The 20,087-nt window shown below is 33.1% G+C and carries 21 protein-coding genes and 2 tRNA genes; 16 read left to right on the top strand and 7 right to left on the bottom strand.

What is annotated here, in order from left to right; translation table 11 throughout:
* From ACYIAM_RS09540 to recO, 3 genes are all read right to left on the bottom strand, one after another.
* Positions 1-117: transposase (locus ACYIAM_RS09540; protein ID WP_483747552.1), on the bottom strand; the 117-nt coding region annotated here is incomplete at its 3' end.
* A 229-nt stretch (positions 118-346) separates the two neighbouring features.
* Positions 347-532: a hypothetical protein gene (locus ACYIAM_RS09535; RefSeq protein ID WP_174797413.1), complete on the bottom strand. Its 186-nt coding sequence runs from the start codon at positions 530-532 to the stop codon at positions 347-349.
* A 127-nt stretch (positions 533-659) separates the two neighbouring features.
* Positions 660-1,352: a DNA repair protein RecO gene (recO, locus tag ACYIAM_RS09530; protein WP_483748088.1), complete on the bottom strand. Its 693-nt coding sequence runs from the start codon at positions 1,350-1,352 to the stop codon at positions 660-662.
* 147 nt (positions 1,353-1,499) lie between these two features.
* Here recO and ACYIAM_RS09525 point away from each other — a divergent pair, with 147 nt between their 5' ends.
* The 14 genes from ACYIAM_RS09525 (at position 1,500) to ACYIAM_RS09460 (ending at position 13,610) form a co-directional block, all read left to right on the top strand.
* A complete protein-coding gene (locus tag ACYIAM_RS09525) occupies positions 1,500-3,131 on the top strand; it encodes a Na+/H+ antiporter (protein ID WP_174797415.1) in 1,632 nt (543 codons plus the stop codon).
* A gap of 21 nt (positions 3,132-3,152) precedes the next feature.
* On the top strand, positions 3,153-3,638 hold the full coding sequence (gene ubiT, locus ACYIAM_RS09520) for a ubiquinone anaerobic biosynthesis accessory factor UbiT (protein ID WP_174797472.1): 486 nt from the start codon (positions 3,153-3,155) through the stop codon (positions 3,636-3,638).
* Positions 3,639-4,184: 546 nt separating this feature from the next.
* Positions 4,185-5,630 (top strand): exodeoxyribonuclease I, encoded by a 1,446-nt coding sequence (gene sbcB, locus ACYIAM_RS09515; RefSeq protein ID WP_483748087.1) that lies wholly within the window; start codon positions 4,185-4,187, stop codon positions 5,628-5,630.
* Positions 5,631-5,724: 94 nt separating this feature from the next.
* Complete coding sequence (locus tag ACYIAM_RS09510) at positions 5,725-6,165, top strand: CidA/LrgA family protein (RefSeq protein WP_483748086.1); 441 nt, start codon at positions 5,725-5,727, stop codon at positions 6,163-6,165.
* Positions 6,162-6,851, top strand: coding sequence for a CidB/LrgB family autolysis modulator (locus tag ACYIAM_RS09505; protein WP_483748085.1), 690 nt, complete (start codon positions 6,162-6,164; stop codon positions 6,849-6,851). Before ACYIAM_RS09510 ends, ACYIAM_RS09505 begins: the two co-directional genes overlap by 4 nt.
* A 1-nt stretch (position 6,852) precedes the next feature.
* Entirely contained in the window at positions 6,853-7,500 is a 648-nt protein-coding gene (locus ACYIAM_RS09500) for an ElyC/SanA/YdcF family protein (protein WP_065637560.1), read from the top strand.
* A 162-nt stretch (positions 7,501-7,662) separates the two neighbouring features.
* Entirely contained in the window at positions 7,663-8,391 is a 729-nt protein-coding gene (gene artP, locus ACYIAM_RS09495; protein WP_483748084.1) for an arginine ABC transporter ATP-binding protein ArtP, read from the top strand.
* Positions 8,392-8,414: 23 nt separating this feature from the next.
* Entirely contained in the window at positions 8,415-9,149 is a 735-nt protein-coding gene (locus ACYIAM_RS09490) for a transporter substrate-binding domain-containing protein (RefSeq protein WP_483748083.1), read from the top strand.
* 131 nt (positions 9,150-9,280) lie between these two features.
* Positions 9,281-10,009 carry an arginine ABC transporter permease ArtQ gene (gene artQ, locus ACYIAM_RS09485; RefSeq protein WP_483748092.1) on the top strand — a complete coding sequence of 243 codons (729 nt, stop codon included), beginning with the start codon at positions 9,281-9,283 and terminating at the stop codon, positions 10,007-10,009.
* A 12-nt stretch (positions 10,010-10,021) separates the two neighbouring features.
* Complete coding sequence (gene artM, locus ACYIAM_RS09480) at positions 10,022-10,699, top strand: arginine ABC transporter permease ArtM (protein ID WP_483748082.1); 678 nt, start codon at positions 10,022-10,024, stop codon at positions 10,697-10,699.
* Position 10,700: 1 nt separating this feature from the next.
* Positions 10,701-12,536 (top strand): excinuclease ABC subunit UvrC, encoded by a 1,836-nt coding sequence (gene uvrC / locus ACYIAM_RS09475; RefSeq protein WP_483748081.1) that lies wholly within the window; start codon positions 10,701-10,703, stop codon positions 12,534-12,536.
* Between the two features lie 108 nt (positions 12,537-12,644).
* Positions 12,645-13,199 (top strand): CDP-diacylglycerol--glycerol-3-phosphate 3-phosphatidyltransferase, encoded by a 555-nt coding sequence (gene pgsA, locus ACYIAM_RS09470; RefSeq protein WP_174786729.1) that lies wholly within the window; start codon positions 12,645-12,647, stop codon positions 13,197-13,199.
* 235 nt (positions 13,200-13,434) lie between these two features.
* Positions 13,435-13,522, top strand: a tRNA-Leu gene (locus ACYIAM_RS09465).
* 12 nt (positions 13,523-13,534) lie between these two features.
* Positions 13,535-13,610 (top strand) — tRNA-Gly (locus ACYIAM_RS09460).
* 219 nt (positions 13,611-13,829) lie between these two features.
* Here ACYIAM_RS09460 and ACYIAM_RS09455 read toward each other — a convergent pair.
* The 3 genes from ACYIAM_RS09455 to ACYIAM_RS09445 all read right to left on the bottom strand — a co-directional run bounded on the left by ACYIAM_RS09455 (position 13,830) and on the right by ACYIAM_RS09445 (position 16,123).
* On the bottom strand, positions 13,830-13,928 hold the full coding sequence (locus ACYIAM_RS09455) for a hypothetical protein (RefSeq protein ID WP_483748091.1): 99 nt from the start codon (positions 13,926-13,928) through the stop codon (positions 13,830-13,832).
* A 410-nt stretch (positions 13,929-14,338) separates the two neighbouring features.
* On the bottom strand, positions 14,339-14,797 hold the full coding sequence (locus ACYIAM_RS09450; RefSeq protein WP_174797424.1) for a pepsin/retropepsin-like aspartic protease family protein: 459 nt from the start codon (positions 14,795-14,797) through the stop codon (positions 14,339-14,341).
* Between the two features lie 342 nt (positions 14,798-15,139).
* Positions 15,140-16,123, bottom strand: a complete 984-nt coding sequence (locus ACYIAM_RS09445; protein WP_065637570.1) for an AEC family transporter — start codon at positions 16,121-16,123, stop codon at positions 15,140-15,142.
* A 970-nt stretch (positions 16,124-17,093) separates the two neighbouring features.
* Here ACYIAM_RS09445 and ACYIAM_RS09440 point away from each other — a divergent pair.
* Together ACYIAM_RS09440 and ACYIAM_RS09435 are read left to right on the top strand one after the other, a co-directional pair.
* Positions 17,094-17,540, top strand: a complete 447-nt coding sequence (locus ACYIAM_RS09440) for a LexA family protein (RefSeq protein ID WP_202984988.1) — start codon at positions 17,094-17,096, stop codon at positions 17,538-17,540.
* Positions 17,486-18,802 (top strand): Y-family DNA polymerase, encoded by a 1,317-nt coding sequence (locus ACYIAM_RS09435; protein ID WP_483748080.1) that lies wholly within the window; start codon positions 17,486-17,488, stop codon positions 18,800-18,802. The genes ACYIAM_RS09440 and ACYIAM_RS09435 overlap by 55 nt, the downstream gene beginning before the upstream one ends.
* A gap of 149 nt (positions 18,803-18,951) precedes the next feature.
* Here ACYIAM_RS09435 and ACYIAM_RS09430 read toward each other — a convergent pair whose 3' ends face one another.
* A complete protein-coding gene (locus tag ACYIAM_RS09430; RefSeq protein WP_483564158.1) occupies positions 18,952-20,082 on the bottom strand; it encodes an ABC transporter permease in 1,131 nt (376 codons plus the stop codon).
* Positions 20,083-20,087 lie beyond the last annotated feature (5 nt).

The following is a 20,087-nucleotide window of genomic DNA, read 5'->3' as shown; positions in this document are numbered from 1 at the left end:
CCATTTATAGAAAGTTGAATTACCCATGCCATATTTACGACAGAGCTCCTTGACAGGAATACCGGCTTCAGCTTCTTTTAAAATAGATACAATCTGATGTTCAGTCATTTTTTTCATAATTAAATCCCCTTTACTTTTATCATAGAGAATTTTCTACTTTTTTGCTGTACTATTTTAGGGGATAGTTATAAATAAGGTTCTAACCAATAGATACTACCAATTCTGAATTAATTACGAAACGGTATAGAATCCTGAATATTTTTTACAAAAATATAGTCATAAAATATGAATAGTAGTGTAAATGCAAATGCTCCATCGTGAGCACAAAACTGACGTAGAAAATAACTCAACCTGTTTTGACAATGCCATAAAAGATGGTTTTATAACGTTCCTTCTTACGGGTACGAGGGCGAATAACTTCAATCTGACTTTCTTTAGCGCATGATAAGTTATAAATAGTCGGACGACTGACCACAAAGTGTTTTGTCAATCGGTAACGGTTATTTTTCTTTATGATAGAGACCCATATCATTCACCTTTGATACGGCGATGTATATTCATTACAATTTTTTTAAATTACAGTAAACAACGCGAGTAATTCCTACGCCAAGATACAAATTATCAAAATAAGCATGGGTTACTGACAAACATCAGTAAGATTAGATTTTTAAAAATAGCTCTCTACTTTTAAATGGTTTTGATCCTACATAAGGTTTTAACGCCATTCTGGTAAACCGTTTAGCCGCTTTTAACGTACAGTCATTATTAAATTGACGTTTTCCCAAAGCTAAAACTTGCTCCCCTGTAAAGCTTGTACTATTTTGTAATAAACTACTAATAAAACCTTTTTCGCTTTGGTATTGATAATGCATCGATTTAACAATATCATCACCAGTTACACAGCAATGAAAATAATCAATGTGATACCCTAAATTTTCTAATAACGATAATTCAAAAGCTCGCAACACATTTTCAGCAGGAATTTGTTGGGCTAATTGTTGCAAGCTTGCTAAATAATCATCAAAAAGAGTTGGCATTTCTGTTTCTGCAACTAAAACTCGATGTAATAGCTCATTTAAATAAAATGCGCTATATAAGAAAACAGATACTAACGGTAATGCCAATGACATAGCTTCAACTTGCCGCAATGTTTTTATTTCACCTTGACCTGAATATTGTACAATGAGCGGAGTAAAAGGTTGCAACATGCCTTTCAATGCTGAACTTTTTCTCCTAGCCCCTTTGGCTAACACCGTTATTTTTCCGACATTTTCAACGAATAAATCAACTAATAAACTACTTTCAGTGTAAAAACGAGTATGTAGTATAAATGCTCTTTGCCAACCTTCCATTAAAATGCCTTTAAATTATATTTTTGATTAATAATTACACACAACACAAAAAGAAATAAATTTTTCAAATTTTCACCTGAAATCTAGCTCAAATTCCGCTATAATCAATACAAACAATAGGATTATAGGATAAATAAAAGAGAAGCTATGGATCTTTTTTCAATAATTTTGCTACTAGTATTAATTGTATCACTTTCTGGCGTCGTTATTAAAATGTTACCAATACAAATTCCATTGCCACTAATGCAAATATTGTTAGGTTGTATATTGGCTGCCTTTGGTGTTTATGTAAAATTCGACCCAGAATTATTTCTTGTTTTATTCATTCCACCACTACTGTTTGCTGATGGACGTAAAACATCGGTAAAAGACTTTGTGCACAATGTCAGAGAAATTGTTGGACTAGCACTAGTTTTAGTTGTAATCACAATTGTCGCTGTTGGTTATTTACTTTATTGGATGTTACCAAAAGGAGTTGAATTAGCAGCAACATTTGCACTAGCTGCAGTTTTATCGCCAACAGATGCTGTAGCATTAAGTGGAATTGTGGGGAAAGGACGCATTGAAAAAGAGAAAATGGAGATCATCGAAGGTGAAGCATTGATGAATGATGCTTCAGGTTTGGTGTCTTTAAAATTTGCTATTGCTATTGCAGTTGGTGATGCAGTATTTAACATCTTTGATGTGAGTATGCAATTTTTTATAGTTGCGCTTGGTGGCTTAGCTATTGGCGTTTTATTTACTTGGCTATATGCACGTATTTTACGTAAAATAAATCAGCTGACTCACAATGACCCTGCAATTCAAATTGTATTATTATTCTTACTCCCATTTGCCGCTTACATTATTGCCGAGGAATGTCATTGTTCTGGTATTTTAGCAGCAGTAAGTGCAGGTATGACAGTTAATCATTCTGGTATGATGCGAAATGCACCATTAACTGCGCGTTTGCAATCAGATAGCACATGGTCAATGCTAACATTCGTTTTTAATGGATTTGTATTCGTTTTATTAGGTATTCAGTTACCAAGCATTCTGAACAATACTTTCGCCGAAAACCAGATTGATACCTCAATTGAAGTATGGCAATTATGTTTAATTGTTTTATTTGTTTTTGCGGTATTAATGGGAACGCGATTCGCCTGGTTGTGGTCAATGAAACATCTACCAGCCATGCCATTTGGCACAAAACGCCCTCTTGCATTTAGAGAATACTCAACAAGAGATCTTTTAATTTCGACATTTGCTGGTGTTAGAGGCGCGATTACTCTAGCTGGTGTGTTATCTATTCCAATGACAATTGGTGGTCGTTATCAACTTGTTTTTATTGCAACAGGTATAATTTTAATTTCATTGATTGCAGCAGTTATCATATTACCTATTTTGTTACGAGGTAGTGTTATTTTAGATAATTCAGAACAAGCTAATGAAATTTTAACTGTAAAGGGTCATATGGCAGAAGAAGCAATTGTTAGCTTGGAAAAAATGCAAAACAATTTGCTACAAGAAACAACTGAAGATAGTATGGATCAAGAAATAATACATGAAGTCGGTTCACGTGTTATTGGATCATTAAGACGTCGAACAGGTCTTAAAGGTTTAGAGAAAAAAGCACTTGAAGCAGAAAACCTAGAAAGACGCATGCGTCTGGTTGCAATTGGTGCGGAACGGACAGCTTTGTTACAAATGAAAATTCGTAACGAAGTAAGCGAAGAAGTTTTTGAACATTTAAATACCGACTTAGACATTTATGAAAAAATGATTTCTGGGGAAGCATAAATGATTGGAGCAAAAAGCCAAATTCTAAACAAGATTCATTCACAGTTTGTCAATAATGGGCCCCATATTTTGGGGCTTACCTTACGATGCATTCCTTTTAATGTCAAAAAGCAAGCCATAGAACAATTATTACAGCTACAATTTGAACATTCCCTAGAAGATGGCGATCTTGATTTTTTAGAAAATCGTTGGCTTAAAATAGAAGTTACTGATCTAGGGCTTATCTGGTTTGTAAGTTTGATCGAAAATAAATTAGTTGTAAGCCGAGAAGAAATTGCTGATGTGAGCTTTATCGGTAATGCTAATGATTTAATTATGATAGCGACTAGACGTCAAGATCCCGATACCCTATTCTTCCAGCGTCGCTTGATTGTTGAAGGTGACACTGAATTAGGACTATATGTTAAAAATTTAATGGATTCTATTGAGTTAGAAGCTATGCCAAAATTTTTAAGACTAACACTTGAAAAATTAGCGAATATTATTGAAAGTGCGCCAGCTCATTAATTCACATGTTAAAATAACGTGACAGATAATATATTAATTTATTGCTGATTTATTATCCAAGAATACTTCTGACTGGTTGAAGATTAATTTTTTTCATTTACTTAAAAGTGACCGTGTCGCGTTTTAAGGTGTTTTGTTAATAGATACATTTGAGGACTAATTATACAGGTTATTCTATATAACAAATTGTAAAAACACAGTTAATTGGTATATTGTCGTGGTTTTATCTCACAGAGTTGATACATATTTTTTCCTCTACATTTGTGGAGGTTTTTTCATTCTATCTGAAAGAAATCCAAACGCAATTGTTCCTTTTTGTGATATTCTTACATATTAATCGTCTATTAATTATGATAAACCTGTAGAAAATATTATCTAATATGGATTTTAATTTTGTATCACTTAGTTCCATCTATTTTCTACACTCTGTTCCCACTTGCAAGTGAATGAATAAAAAATATTTAAATAATTAAAAAATTAGCAAAAAATAATTGTAGTCAATTGGATTTCAATAAATAAGAGAACAATTACGAGCAAAGTTACACAATGAAAAACGACCAAGAACAGTCTACTTTTTACTTTCATGATTATGAAACTTTTGGAACTCATCCAGCATTAGATCGTCCCGCACAATTTGCTGGAGTTCGAACTGATAAGGATTTTAATATTATTGAAGAACCTCTAGTTATATATTGTCATCAATCCCCAGATTATCTACCCAATCCTGAAGCCGTACTAATAACGGGAATTACCCCTCAAGAAGCTAATCAAAAAGGTGTTTGTGAAGCAGAATTTACTCGCCTAATTCATCAAGCTTTTAGTGAACCAAATACATGTATTCTTGGCTATAATAATATTCGTTTTGATGATGAAGTTACTCGTAATATTTTATATCGTAATTTTTATGATCCTTACGCCTATAGTTGGAAAAATGGAAATTCCAGATGGGATCTGCTTGATGTAGTGCGAGCTTGTTATGCACTAAGACCAGAAGGAATTAATTGGCCAACAAATGATGCAGGCTTACCAAGTTTTCGTTTGGAGCATTTAACAAAAGTGAACAATATTAAGCATGAACATGCACATGATGCGATGTCTGATGTTTATGCGACTATTGCAATGGCTAAATTAATAAAAGCAAAGCAGCCTAAATTATTTGATTATTTTTTCCAATTACGTAAAAAAAATAGAGTTGCTGAACTTATTGATGTGGTTAATATCACGCCACTAGTTCACGTATCTGGCATGTTAGGTAGTCACCGTGGAAATCTATCTGTAGTTGCACCTATAACTTGGCATCCAGTACAAAATAATGCCGCTATTATTTGTGATTTAACTGGAGATATTGATCTCTTAATTGAATTACCTGTCGAGCAAATAAAAGAAAAATTGTACACAAAAACTGAAGATCTCCAACTGGGCGAAGCACGAATACCTTTAAAATTGGTTCATACCAATAAATGCCCTATTATTGCACCATTAAAAACCTTATTACCTGAAAACGCCGAACGATTTAACATTGATATAAAGCAATGCTTAATCAACCAACAAAAACTATTACAAAATCAAAAATTATTACAAGATAAAATGCAGGCGTTATTTAATATCGATGATAATAACCCTATTAATACTATTAATTCTGATGTTGATGCTCAAATTTACGGGAAATTTTTTAATAATCAGGATAAGTTACGCTGTGATACTGTGCGAACAACCCCTGTTCATTTATTAGATAGTTTATCAATAACATTTGATGATCCGCGTTTAGCAACACTATTTTTTCGATACAAAGCACGAAATTATCCACAGACATTAACAGAACATGAACAGATTATCTGGAAGAATTATTGTCGTGATAAACTTCATGTTCAAAAAATCCAAGATTACTTATTAACATTGGAACAATATGCAGAAACTTATATTCAACAGTCAGAGAAACTTGCAATCATTAAACAACTTTATCATTATTGCCATTATTTAGTTGGTAATTAATTTTGACGGGCGTATCATATATGCAAATAAACCTACTTTCACACTAACTATAGGCATAATAATCATAATTTTAAATTAAGATTAAATTTACGTTATGAAACATTTTCTAGCTAAGCACGCCACCATCAAACATCGATTATATTCATTGTACTATACACTTTTCAGTTATGGTCGAGGATTGGTCATATTAACTCTCTGTCTATGGGGCGGTGATATTATTTCTAAAATATTACCTATAATGATTCCTGGCAGTATTATCGGTTTGTTAATTCTATTCTTCTTACTTGCCTTTCAACTAATTCCCACCTGTTGGATCAAAAATAGCTGTAATCTATTCATGCGTTACATGACATTACTTTTCATTCCTGCTGCAATGGGAATAATGGATAATTATTCACTTTTATTGCAAAATTGGATACCGATAATATTTGGCTGTGTTGGTGGATCATTCATCGTATTACTTGTAACTGCTTTTTTAACGGAACAATGTCATAAGGTCGTACCAAAAAGAAAAGATGAGGAATATCAACCATGATATGGATGCTACCATTAACGCTTTGTGTTTTTCTCGTTATTCGAAAAATATCGTTTAAAATAAAAAATCCGTTATTTAACCCTTTAGTGATTTCGGTCATAGTTTTAATTCCAATACTACTCATCACCAACACAAGCTATATACAATACGTTGATAACGTGCAAATCATTAATGATTTATTGCCTTATTCTGTTGTTGCCCTCGCCTATCCTTTATATGAACTTATTCCACAAATTAAAGCACGTTGGAAGTCAATTATGATCATTACTTTTATCGCTTCGCTTTCTTCAATGATGACAGGTGTTTGTATTGTATTTTGGCTAGGTGGAAATACTGAAATTGCTGCATCGGTTTTACCGAAATCGGTGACCACAGCTATTGCTGTAACAATTGCGGATAATCAAGGAGGAATACCATCTATCGCTGCACTTTGTGTGATACTAGTTGGTACGCTAGGTGGCATATTTGGCCATCAAATATTGAATTTGGTAAAAATAAAATCAGCACCAGCGAGAGGATTATCAATTGGTGCGATCTCACATGCTGTTGGAACCGCTCGTTGTATCGAAGTTGATTATAATGAAGGTGCATATAGTTCGTTATCCTTGGTTTTATGTGGCATCATGACATCATTGACAGCACCGTTTTTATTTCCAATAATGGTATTTATTTTTAACTGGTTTTAGCATGAAATTAAAAAAGCTTATTGCTTATATAGCTAGTTTCTGTTTGGTTTCAATAATGGCAATTGCCAGTTTAGATTATTGGATCAGCTATAAAACAGCCCCTTATATTTATCATGATGAAAACCAATTGCCCTATCGAGCAATTGGCGTTGTGCTTGGTACCTCAAAGTATGTTCGAGGTGGTGGCTTAAATGATTTTTACCGTAATCGCATTAATGGAGCAATTGATCTTTATTGGCAAAACAAAGTTGATTATCTATTACTAAGTGGTGATAACGCCCTTTTGAGTTACAATGAACCCATTACTATGAAGAAAGATTTGATAAAAGCAGGTATTCCTAGTAATTCAATTGTTTTAGATTATGCTGGATTCCGAACTTTTGATTCTGTTATTCGAGCCAATAAAGTATTTGATGCAAATGATTTTACGATTATTACTCAAGAGTTTCATTGTGAACGAGCGATTTTTATTGCTCTAGCACAAGATATACAAGCACAATGTTTTGCTGTTCCTTCCCCTAAAAGTATGAAGTTAGTCAGAATTCGTGAGATGTTTGCTCGAGTTGGTGCTTTTATTGATCTTTATGTTCTGAAAAAAGAACCTAAATATCTTGGTCCTACAATTCCCATCCTCTCTAATGCCCAGTAGTCATCCTTAGGGATAAAATTACGTCAAAAAGTTTCAGAAAAGCATACGTTTTAGTATAAAAAGAAAGCAAAAAACTAATGGTCTAATAAATTAGATTGCATTATTATGCAAAAAAATGTAATATTTAATCAATTATCGCTTTAAAAAAATGTATAACTAACAATGAATATTGAATTAAACCATATTAACTGTTTTTATGGTAAGCACCAGGCCTTAAATGATGTTTCTCTCTGCTATCCACTTGGTGAGACCATTGTATTACTTGGTCAGAGTGGCGCTGGAAAAAGCTCTTTATTAAAAGTTTTTAATTTACTTGAAATACCGACATCAGGACAGATGACTATTGCCAATTCACATTTTGATTTTTCTGAAAAAATCAGTGAATCAACAATTCGTCATCTTCGTAAAAATGTAGGAATGGTGTTTCAAAACTACAATTTATGGCCACATTTGACGGTGCTAGAAAATTTGATTGAAGCACCTTGCCAAATATTAAAGTTATCTAAAAAAGAAGCTAGCGATAAAGCGATGGCTATTTTAAACAGATTACAAATTGATGATATGGCAAAACGTTATCCTCTTCATCTTTCGGGCGGTCAACAGCAACGTGTCGCTATTGCTAGGGCATTAATGATGGAACCTCAAATATTATTATTTGATGAGCCAACAGCAGCATTAGATCCTGCAATCACATCACAAATTGCTGAAATTATTAATGAACTTTCTGAAACGGGAATTACACAAATTATTGTTACACATGAAGTCGATTTTGCTCGTAAAGTTGCTTCACAAGTCATTTATATGGAGCACGGTAAGATTATTGAGCAAGGACAACTGGAGTGTTTTGCTCATCCTCAAACTGAAGAGTTTAAAGCTTATTTGTCACATTAATTAAAATAAATTTAGGTGGATATATGAAAAAAACGTTACTAGCCATTTTTCTTGCAGGAACAGCGTTTGTAGCTCAAGCAACAGATACTTTAACAATTGGCACAGAAGCAACTTATGCGCCTTTTGAATTTACTAATGAAAAAAATGAAATCATTGGTTTCGATATTGATGTGATTAATAAAGTTTGTGATGAGATAAAAGTCTCATGCAAAATTGTCAATCAATCATTTGATGGCTTGATTCCAAGCTTAAGAACTCGTCGAATTGACGCTGCTATAGCTGGAATTGATATTACGCCAGAACGTCAAAAGCAAGTTGATTTTACCAACATTTATTATGATGATAGCTCAATTCAATTCATTACATTAAAAGATACATTAACTGACCTTCAGCAATTAAAAGGTAAAACTGTTGGCATTCAAAAAGGAACAACTTATCCAAAATATCTGAATGAAAAATTCCCAGATATTAAACAAGTCAGTTACGATAGTTATCAATTTGCTTTTTTAGATTTAAAGGCTAAACGAATTGATGCAATCGTATCAAGTTCAATTGTCGCTGGTGAATGGCTAGGTAAAGATTCTGATATTGTCCCATTAAGTGATAAAATCACTGATCATGAATTTTTTGGTGAAGGTTTAGGTATTGCTGTTCGTAAAGGCAATGATCAATTACTAAATCAATTTAACCAAGCTCTGGATAAACTCAAAGCAAATGGTGAATTAGATGCTATTTATAAAAAATGGTTTAACAAATAATTTTTAAACAGTAAAACTCGACTTCGCTATGATCTCGCCGCATACTTTGCGGCGAGTTTATTTTTTAATTTAACAACGGTTTTTTTATGTCAGACTTTCTAACAAATGGAACAAACTGGATCCTACCTTTGATGGATGGATATATCTTGCCACTAACGCAAGCTACATCAATTACATTATCATTAGCATTGGTATCGTTAGTTATAGGTATGTTTTTTGCCTTTATTTTTACTCTATTAGAATCGGCTCCATTCAAACCAATTGCATGGTTAATGTCTCTGTTTAATTTAACGATTCGAGCTTTACCTGAACTATTAATTGTCGTCGCCATTTATAATGGGTTACCCTTATTGCTCATATTATTAAATGATGGATTTACAATTAATTTTTACTTCGCCTCATTAACAATACAACTCGATATTCAAAATTTTAATATTAACCCTTTTTTATGTGGTGTAGCTGCACTTTCACTATTATATGCAGTCTATGCGTCACAAACGCTTCGCGGTGCATTCAAGGCAATTCCCAACGGACAAAGACAAGCTGCCCAAGTACTTGGACTTAGTAAATCACGCACATTCTTCCGTATTATAATGCCACAAATGTGGCGTCATGCCTTACCTGGATTAAGTAATCAGTGGTTAATTTTGTTAAAAGATACCGCACTGGTTTCGACCATCGCAATTAATGATTTAATGATGCAAACTAAAACCATTATTGCTCGAACAAACCAACCTTTTTTATGGTATATCATCGCAATGATTATTTATCTCATCATCTCTATTTTAAGCAAAAAAGTAATATCACGAATTGAAAAACGTTCAACTTATTTTGAACAACCAACATCAGCAAAAAGTTAATAAGGTCGTATTATGTCTGATAATTTTGTTTATTACCTTAAAATCATACTACAAGGTCTACCTAATACTTTAAGCTTAGGTATTTTGGGAATTCTATCGGCTGGATTACTGGCAATCGTCTTAGCATGTTTATTATCATTAAATTCAAATGTATTAACTAAAGTTATTCGTACTTATATTATTCTATTTACGGGTTCACCACTGCTTGTCCAACTATTTTTAATTTATTACGGACCTTCGCAATTTAGTGATACGTTAAGTAAAATGCCTGTCCTTTATGAACTTATTTCATCATCTTGGTTTTGTGCATACTTAGCCTTAACACTCAATAGTGCAGCTTATACAACACAAATTTTTTATGGTGCACTAAAATCTTTACCTCAAGGACAATGGCAAGCTTGTCAAGCGCTTGGTATGAATAAAAAACAAACATTAAAAGTTGTCGTGCCATATGCATTAAAGCGAGCTCTTTCAACTTATTCAAATGAAGTCGTTTTCGTGATTAAAGGCACGGCCTTAGTATCAATGATTCAAGTGATGGATATTATGGGATATAGCAATCAATTAAATGGTGATTACTATGATTTTTCTATTTTTGTGGTTGCAGGGCTAATATACCTCTTGATAAATGGCTTACTGAGCACCATTATGAGAGTTATAGAGAAAAAAGCCCTCACATTCGAAAACTAATATGAACCAATTTGATTCAACATCCTTTTTGAAAACAGTCCCACATAAACCGGGAATTTATCAGATGTTTAATGATAAAGAGACGATTATTTATGTGGGCAAAGCCAAAGATCTCAATAATCGCTTAAAAAGCTATTTTAATAGCAGTAAAAAAACACTAAAAACAGATATGCTTGTTAGCCATATCCATCGTGTTGAATTTACGATTACCAATACTGAAACTGAAGCCCTACTACTTGAACAAACATACATCAAAAAACATCAACCACGATATAATGTGCTTTTAAAGGATGACAAAAGCTACCCGTTTATAAAACTAAGCAAAGAGAGGCATCCTCAACTATCCCTTTATCGTGGAGCAATTAATCGTAAAAAAGATGAATTTTTTGGTCCCTACCCTAGTGGTTATGCAGTTAAACAGATATTAACACTATTGCAAAAAACGTTTCCAATAAGACAGTGTTTAAATACAACCTATCGAAATCGAACTCGTCCCTGTCTGCAATATCAAATTAAACGTTGCTTAGGTCCTTGTGTGCCAGGTTTAGTCAGTGATGAAGACTATCTAGAGCAAGTTAACTATGTTAGGTTATTTTTATCCGGTCAATCAGACCAAATACTACAAAAAATAACCGAAGATATGCAAAAAGCCAGTAAAGAGCTCAATTTTGAAAAGGCTGCGGTTTTGCGTGATCAACTACAAGCAATAAAACATATTAATGAAAAGCAAGCTATATATAATAATAATGATAATCTTGATGTCATTGGTTTCCATTATGAATCAGGCTTGGCTTGTATATATGTCTTATTTATTCGAAATGGCCAAACCTTTGGACATCGCTCTTATTTTCCTAAAGTACCATCAAATACCGAACTAGAAGAAGTTATTGAAACCTTCTTGGGACAATTTTATTTGCAAGGCAATCAAAATAGAAATATCCCTAAAAAGATTTTACTTAATTTTTCGTTATCTGATAAACAACCAATGGAAGAGACACTGTCACTTATTGCTGATCATCAAGTTAAACTGGTTGATGAACCCAAAGGTGATAATCTTAAATTACTCAATATCGCAACCGTGAATGCTCAAACTGGGGTTAAAAATAAACTACTAGCAAACTCAACTATTAAACAACGTTACGATGCATTGAAAGCCTTTTTGGGGATTGACAAAATTAATCGAATGGAATGTTTTGATATCAGCCATTTTATGGGTAAAAATACCATTGCATCTTGTGTCGTTTTTGATGATAAGGGACCGGTTAAATCTGAGTTTCGACGCTACAATATTACCGGAATTACACCTGGTGACGATTATGCAGCAATGGAACAAGTATTAACTCGCCGTTACAGTAAAAAAGAGCTACCAACTGAAAAAGTGCCTGATATTATTTTTATAGATGGCGGTAAAGGACAACTTAGCCAAGCTCTACAAGTATTTGAACAATTGGATGTTAATTGGAACAAAAATCACCCTATTTTAATTGGTGTAGCTAAAGGCGCTGAGCGCAAAGAAGGATTAGAAACACTATTTTTTGAAGCTCATGGCACGGGATATTACCTTGATGACCATTCCCCTGCACTATTGCTTATTCAACAAATTAGAAATGCATCACATGATCATGCTATCGTAGGTCAGCGTAAAAAAGGGACAAAGCAACTTACTGACAGTGCATTAGAGCATATTGAAGGTATTGGTGCCAAAAGACGTCAAGCGTTACTCAAACATTTTGGCGGATTAAGAGAGTTAAAAAGTGCCAGTATTGACGAAATAGCTCAAGTGCAAGGTATATCAAAATCATTAGCTGAAAAAATTTATCTAAATTTACAACAATAACACATTGAAAAAATAACATATTTCAGGCAACATAACCATTAAGAAAAGACTGTTTTTTATCAATCTCTAATGCATTGATTAATAAAATAAAAAAAGAGTTTATGTCACATGAAAATTAATTTTCCAACAGCCTTAACACTATTTCGAGTTATTTTAATCCCTTTTTTTGTGTTGGCATTTTATTTGTTTCCCTATAAATGGTCTGGTTTTTTTTCTGCATTGATTTTTTTAATTGCTGCCGTGACTGATGTATTAGATGGTTATCTTGCTCGTCGCTTAGGTCAAACAACTAAGTTTGGCGCATTTTTAGATCCAGTCGCCGACAAAATCATGGTAACAATTGCACTAGTTTTAATTACCCAATATTACCAAGCATGGTGGATCTCAATTCCAGCAATTATTATCGTTTCGCGCGAAATTATAGTATCGGCCTTACGTGAATGGATGGCTGAAATCGGCAAACGCAACAATGTAGCCGTTTCATCAATTGGTAAAATCAAAACGATAGCACAAATGACAGCGCTAACTTGGCTACTTTGGCGCCCTTGTGACATTGTTATTTACGCAGGTCTTGCAGCATTATTTATTGCAACAGTATTAACGCTATTATCAATGTTACAATATTTATGGATAGCACATAGCGATTTATTAGAAGAAGAATAACTTTTGGTTAATATTTCCATCTAAATATCTTTTTATATGAGTAGTTTTGTTCAAAAAGTTCGTATAAACAAAATTACTCATCCCCTTTCAAATTAAAAATAACTTTATTTAAACCGTCAATCAGTCAAACATTGAACAGTTAAACGATTAATTTAAAATTTTTATTGACTGAAATCATAAGATCGGTAAAATGCACTGCATTCAAAACGAATTACTTCTTAGTAATCAGCTTTGAGCCCGGGTGGTGAAATCGGTAGACACAAGGGATTTAAAATCCCTCGGCCTTTTTGGCCGTGCGAGTTCAAGTCTCGCCCCGGGCACCACTTCTTACCTATGCGGGAATAGCTCAGTTGGTAGAGCACGACCTTGCCAAGGTCGGGGTCGCGAGTTCGAACCTCGTTTCCCGCTCCAATTCATTAGCTGTTTTTCATATACTGAAGTGTATCCAAACATACCCACAGGACTTAAATTTAATACAATTTTTAGTACACTTTGAGTTCGAGCTAGTACACTTTTATCGTTTTAAACGAACATCTTATTTTATATAATAATTCTGCCTTTTAGTTTGATTTCTAAAGGAGAGTTTTATTATGGCTTTAGCTGAATTGCCGTTCGTAATGCCAAACCAACTCATGGTTTATCCTCTGTATGATATTCCACTGTAAAAATGACTGGAGCATGCGGTTGTGCCCGAATAGGATTTTGATAGCGATTAATGCCTTGCTTTATCGTATTTATGTCTTACATTAATCTTTTATAATCAAAATAATAACGATGGCGTTCGGTGACAGGTTTACTCACTTGCACGTTAATACGATTTTCAATTATCGTTAACTGCCTTGTAATATCATTACTCAGTTTGTTCTCACTGTGCAAGTGCCACTAACTAGCACTAGCCATAATGCAAATTTTGGGTGTTTTTTTGATTACCATGTGGACATTTCTCATTGTTGAAAAATGCTGTTATGATGATCTTATCGAGGATGATTTAAAAGCTAAATGGGATAAAGAAAATATATTAAGAGTAAACATATTAATGCTTAAATATCTTTACTTTAATTTTGTATATTCATGAAACTATTTATTAGTGAGTATCAAATGCGAAAACTCAATTAAATATGTTAAAGTTCGCTATAAAATTATTTTTTTGCTACTGCTTGAATCCAGAGTTTCTTATTTTTGAAATCAATTTTAACTATATTTTTACTTAGAAAATCAAATCCGATCAATCCATCAGACTGGAACTCAGCAGGAAGGGAGTCCAATATAACAGCTTTGATATTATCATTAGCAACATTATTGACAAATTTATAATCACTTTCATCATCATTTATTTTAATCGTTTTAGGTGACAGGGATTGCTCTTTTATGACTGACATAGTGGCTCCACTATCTAAAATCATTTTATAACCTTTTATACCATCAGACATCTCAATGACTAAACCTTCATCATTGAGATGAAAGGGAATTGGAATCCATTTTTTATCTAAGTCAGCAGAAATATCCGTTTTATCCGATACTATTATTTTACTTTCAGGATAATTAATAGTTAACACATAACCATCAAACAAACCTAGTCCAATTACTAGGTGTTCCATATTTTCATTCTCGTTATTATTAGAGTTATCGCTAGAAAAACTTAATCCCCAACTGTTATATTCTACGACTTCCACACGTTTAAAAATAAAGGAATTTAATTTTAAATTATTGATAATAAATGATCTAACCTCTGTAACATTACCAGATAAATCAATACTTCTTATTTTTTGTAAATTTTCAGATTTATTTGGGATTTTATTAATTAAATCTATTGGTGGGTGTGTTTGTTCTGTGGTTGCATTGGTAATTAAAGAAAAGTCGCTTGCAAGCAGCGTATAATGGGTAATAAAAATGCCCTCATTTAAAACTAAACGAGGGCATCAATGCCTAGTTTTTATTTATTAAGCAACACCAGGAATGGTGAAATCCATAATAAGTAATAAAGTTGGTAAAATAAAGATAGATAGAACCGTTGATGCAAAGAAAATGCTTGATGCTTGTTCTTGCTCAACATTCCAATTATAAGCCAAAATAACTGCTGTTGATGCCGTTGGCATTGCCAATAGGAATACTAGCTCTTCTGCTTCCATCCCTGTGATACCAAATAGATATACGGCAATAAGTGCAACAATTGGTGTAATAAAACTTTTCAATACAATATTGATCAATAATGGTTTAGATAATTTCAATTTAACGCCATGAATACCAACACCTACCGCAATAAGCGAAATAAAGTTACAGGCATTTGACATAATATCAAAAGTGTTAAATACAAAATGAGGTAACCATTGGGTTCCATCGGTGACACTAACAATTAGCCCTAAAATCACGGCTAAAAACATCGGTTTCATGAGCGAATTTTTTACCGCACTAAAAATCATATCGCCGGTGACTTTACCGCCAGATAATTTAGTATCACAAAGTTCTAATAAAAAGATTGTCATTGGGATCAATGATAATGCGACAACAAAATTAGCAATCGCGACCGAAATGGTAGAAGCTGCCCCAAGCATCAACGTTAAAAAAGGCACCCCCATTCCGCCCATATTTGGAAAACAGCAAAGCATTGCATTCATTGCTGTTGATTTTAACTCTTTATGCAAAATGTATTTATTGGTTAAAAAGCAAATTATCCATAAAAATGACATAGTGCAGAAAAAGGCAATCATCCAAATACCATTAAATATTTGTGATGGTTTGGCATGAGACGTATGCACAAAAAGCAATGCAGGAAAAACAAAGTTTGATACAAGTCCTGATAATAATTTTTTAGAATCTTTTGAAAAAATTCCTTGTTGTACACATAACCAACCAAGAAAAATTAACAAAAAGACCGGAAGACAAGAACTAACAACTTGCCCAACTGCTGACCAGATTAAATTCATTTTTTAAAACTCCTAAAATAATATTACTTGAAATACAAATTCGGTAATGGGTCGGTAACTTTGGACTAGATTTTTTATTTATGACCGAGCAAAAATAAGGGATAACAAAATCGAATATACACTATTAACTACAAAACTATATTTGCAAAACTACATTCCACCTTGTTTAAAACTTGATATAACTTAACGCTATTTTGTTTTTAGCGTATTAAAATAAAGACATTATTAATATAACAACTCTTGGTATATTTAAACGTCAAATATCGTAACTTGGAAAGTATTATACTTATTCTTCTCAACCTTGTGTAAATCAAGAAAGGCCAACTAACTTAAAAACACCAAAAACATTAAAATTTTTTTTGATAAAAATCAATAAACATAAATTTTACCTATAAAAAAACAAATATAATTTAAACTAATAAAGCAATTATCAAATTATGGTAAAAATCAATATGCGATCGAATTAACCTAAATAGTAATTTTTTTATGCGATCTTTTCGGTCATAAAAACATCATCAATATAGATAATAAATTGACTAATCTATATATTTAATTTACTACTTAAAAATCATGTTACTAGAAACTATATATATGGCAGTGAATAAATAATTCAAGATACTGTGAAATATGTTTTAAATTAATTAATAAAATTTTAATACAATGTAAATCATTTATGTAGCATTGTAAAATCGGTAATACAAATTGTATCAATTTAATTAGGAGAGACTATTTTATCAATTACCACAATATAAAATATGCCACTCAACTATCAGTCTAAATATATCAATAATGATTGCATATCTAATAATTACAGCAAAGGGACGCAATGATTTTTACTCTATTTCTATTTTTTTACACTGATTTTTATTGAATCAAAAATTCTACACTGTATATTTATACATATGCCGTATTTTATCACGAATCTTGTAACGTGGTGTAAATTTGCACGTTGATTTTTAGGAGAATTTTCTTGAGTAAATATTGTCTTGTAATTGGTACCGCTGATGCTACTATCAAAAATCACTTATCTTTGGTTGATATCCCAGTCAGAGCAGGATTCCCCTCACCAGCCGATGATTATTTAGAAACGAAACTTGATTTAACCGAACATTTAGTAAAACACCCTAGCGCAACATATTATATTAAAGTGGCAGGCGACTCTATGATTGGCTATGGTATTTTTAATGGTGATCTGTTAATTGTTGACCGAGCTTTAGAACCGAAAATTGATGATATTGTGATCGCAGCTGTTGATGGTGAACTTACTTGTAAATGTTTGGGAACAATTGAAGATCAACCTTATTTATTGTCGGGTAATGAGCTTTTTCAGCCTATATCTTTGACTGGAAAAGAGGTACACATTTGGGGTATTGTAATACACACCATTCATTCATTACGAAAACGAGCGCATGTATAATTGGGTTGATTGATTGTAATAATTTTTATGTTTCATGCGAACGCGTGTTTAATCCTAAATTAGAAGGAAAACCAATCGGTATCTTATCAAATAATGATGGTTGTGTTATTGCTCGTTCCCATGAATTAAAGCAACTTGTTCCTATGGGAATGCCTGCTTATCAAATTCCCTCTAAAATTCGTCAGCAAATTACTCTACTAAGCTCCAATTACGAACTTTATGGCGATATGAGCCAGCGTGTCTTTGATACTGTACGAAATTATACGTCAAATATTGAACTCTATTCTATTGATGAAGCATTTATCCAATTAAATGGATTTACCGATGTAATATCTCATTGCCTAAAATTAAAAGAAATCATAAAGCGTGATACAGGGATACCTGTCAGTATTGGCATCGCACCGACTCGAACTTTAGCAAAGTTAGCTAATCACATAGCCAAAAAGCAAGCTATTTATCAAAATGTTTATTGTTTACCCACAGAGCGAAAATCGCTCACAAAAATATTAAAAACATTTGCTATCCATGATATTTGGGGCATAGGTCGACATACTGCTAAAAAATTACAAAATTTAGGAATTTATACAGCTTGGGATTTAAAGCAAGCAAATCTAACACAGATTAAACAAAAATTTTCGGTAGTATTAGAACGAACCGTGTTGGAATTACAAGGCACTAGCTGTATTGAATTAGATGATCTATCTTTCCCTAAAAAGAACATTATGATCTCGCGTAGTTTTGGCAAACTAACCGGTGAATTATTTGATTTGCAAGAAGCAATCCGTATAAATGCAAGTCGTGCAGCCGAAAAACTAAGGCAACAACAATCAGTAACTAATGCTGTTCTTGTTTTTTTAAAAACAAATCAATTTTGTACAAACACATCACAATATCATCCCTCCATTGTGATACCCCTTGCTTTTCCAACAAACGATTCGCGATTAATTATTCAAGCTGCGCAAAAGGGTTTACAGGTAATTTATCGGCAAGATTTTTCATTTATGAAATCAGGCGTTATGTTACTGGATTTAAAAGCTAAAAATAGTTATTCCCAACCTGACTTTTTCATTACTGAACCAGCACATTTATTGCAGCGTAAAAGTGACATGTTGATGAAGACAATTGATTCAATTAATCAAAAAATGGGAAAAAACACAATTCAGTTAGGAGGAATCCAAAAATCAGCACCATGGCAAATAAAGCGAGAGTTACTAAGCCAGCGATATACCACTCGTTGGGATGAATTGCCATTGGTTAAATAGCTGATTTACTTTACCGATTATAAAAACTAAATCCAGTTCAACAAAATTATCAGCTTGAGCAAAAAATATTGTATATATTTAAAAGTACAATAAATAGTAACTGTGACTAAAAATATAATAGTACTAATTTTGCAATAAAATATGGGATATTATGATCCCATATTCACAATTGAACTACGAAACCGCCTTAAAGCAATTAAAAAGAACACGGTACCAATTGCCAATAACCATGCGAACGAAGTCCAAACCATACTTAAGCCAGCACCTCGATACAATATTGCCTGCCCTAATTCAACAAAATGGGTTGTTGGAGCAAACATCATAATATTTTGCACAATTTCTGGCATGCTTTCGCGCGGAGTACTTCCCCCAGATAGCATTTGTAACGGTAACAAAATTAAAATAAGTAACATTGCGAATTGCGCAGTAGATTTTGCTACTGTTGCCATAAAGATGCCAAGTGACGTTGTCACAAAAAGATGTAGCGCTGCACCAATTAAAAATAAAGTTACCGAACCTGCAATTGGGACATTTAGCCAACTATGAACAACAAGTAACAACGCTACCCAAGTTGATATTAATACCACAAGCCCCATTGACCATACTTTGGATATCATAATTTCCAAAGGGGTAACAGGCATGGCAAGAAGATGGTCAATCGTACCATGTTCGCGCTCTTTCATTAAGGCAGCACCCGTTAATATAATAGATAATGTTGTCACAATATTGATAATTTCCATGACCGAACCAAACCAAGATCGCGTTAAATTAGGGTTAAAAGCAGTATGCACTTGTATATTAACAGGCAAATTTGTTACCTTACTGTAACGGTTGACATATTCAGTCACTTCACCAGTAATAATTTGCGTTATGTAGCCATTTCCGACAAACGCTTGCCCCATTCTGGTTGCATCAATATTGAGTTGAATTTCTGGACTTTGATTATTTAGCACATCACGCTGAAAATTAGGCGGAATATTTAAAGCAAACGTATAATTATCCGTATCCATACCATGATCGACATCATTCATTGAATATAATTTAACAGGAGTATTAAACATTGGCGGATAAAAGGCTGTAATAATTTGTCTTGATAAGGGGGAGTTATCTTCGTCAACAACTGCAATCGAGGCATGATGTAACGAGTCAGAAGTGGCCGTTGCAGCAATATAAATATCAAAGGTAAAGCAATAGGCAATTAATAGCAACATGATAGGATCACGCAATAACCCCCATAACTCTTTAATCCCTAAGCGATAAATATTAATTAAACTTTGCATAATAT

Source organism: Gilliamella sp. X-60 (genome assembly GCF_057063585.1).
This window is presented reverse-complemented; position numbering and strand designations above follow the sequence as displayed.